The following is a 1,310-nucleotide window of genomic DNA, read 5'->3' on the forward strand; positions in this document are numbered from 1 at the left end:
GCCCTTTGCAGTCTGCTTCAACGTATTCGGTCTCACGGGCATGCCGTGGCCAAGATGGATATCCGCACGTCCAGAGCCACGATAACCAACACGGTTTCAAAGAACCATTTCCACGCCTGGGCTTTCTGAACGCCGATGAACTGTCAGGCCATCTCTACTCCACTCGCAAACATCGTAAGCTGCGCTTCCTCGCAGCCGATAGCTATACCGCTATACCATAGGCCCGTTCATAGGGCTGCCCTTTGCGCAACACCGCCCAGGCGATACGCGCGAGCTTGTTTGCCAGGGCCACGATCACAAAATTGCGGTGAACGCCTCGGGACAACATCGTCTGGAGCCATTGCCCGATTGGCGTGTCACTTTGACTGAGTGTGTGCATTGCCGCTCGAGCGCCGTGGACCAGCAAAGTTCGCAGATAGGTGTTGCCGCGCTTTGTTATCCCAAGCAGACGTGCCTTGCCTCCGGTGGTGAACTGTCTTGGCACAAGCCCCAGCCATGCTCCGAGGTCCCGGGCATTTTTGAAACTGCCGGCGTCCCCAATCGCGGCAACAAGTGCCGTGGCGTTGAGCACACCAATGCCCGGAATCGATGTCAGGCGGCGCATCGAACTGTTCTGTCTGGCAAGTGCTACGAACTCAGCGTTTAATGCCTCGATCTTCTTGTCGAGCATTCGCCATTTGGCCCGCAATTCGATGACAAGGCTGCGGATGCGCGGTGACAGGATCTCATCAGCTTCGGCAACGAGACCGTCCAGCGCGCTCTCGAACTTCACACGGCCTGAGGCGAAGATGACACCTCTCTCAAGAAGAACGGCGCGGAGCTGATTGATTAAGGTCGTGCGCTCCGCAACCAGCCGGGATCGAACCCGATGCAACGTCTGTATATCCAACTGCTCCTGGCTCTTCAGTTCGACAAACCGCATGGTCGGTCGTGACGCAGCCTCGGCAATGCCCTCGGCATCTCTGTCATCATTCTTCTGTGCTTTTACATATGGGCGGACATATTCCGGCGACATCAACCTGATCTCATGACCTCTCGCGGTAAAGAGCCGGCCAAGATGATGAGCGCCACAGCAAGCCTCCATTGCAATCACGCAGGTTGGCAGCTTCTCGACGAATTCGATCAATGTCTGTCGCCGCATCGTTCGACGGACAACCACAGCGCCGCGGTCATCTACCCCGACCACGCTGCAGCTGTTCTTCCCGATGTCGATACCCAAAATGGAAATATGCATGGCTACGCTCCTTCCCTTCAAGAAAAGGACATCATACTCGACGTCCTCGGAAGGGCGGGCCATCCCATAACCAACA

At 56.6% G+C, this 1,310-nt stretch carries 1 protein-coding gene; it reads right to left on the reverse strand.

All coding sequences use genetic code 11. From position 1 onward, the window contains the following. Positions 1–202 precede the first annotated feature (202 nt). Entirely contained in the window at positions 203–1,234 is a 1,032-nt protein-coding gene (locus B9A97_RS29195; protein WP_084369334.1) for an IS110 family RNA-guided transposase, read from the reverse strand. Between the last annotated feature and the right edge of the window lie 76 nt (positions 1,235–1,310).

Source organism: Rhizobium sp. RU36D (assembly GCF_900176345.1).
Taxonomy (GTDB): Bacteria; Pseudomonadota; Alphaproteobacteria; order Rhizobiales; family Rhizobiaceae; genus Allorhizobium.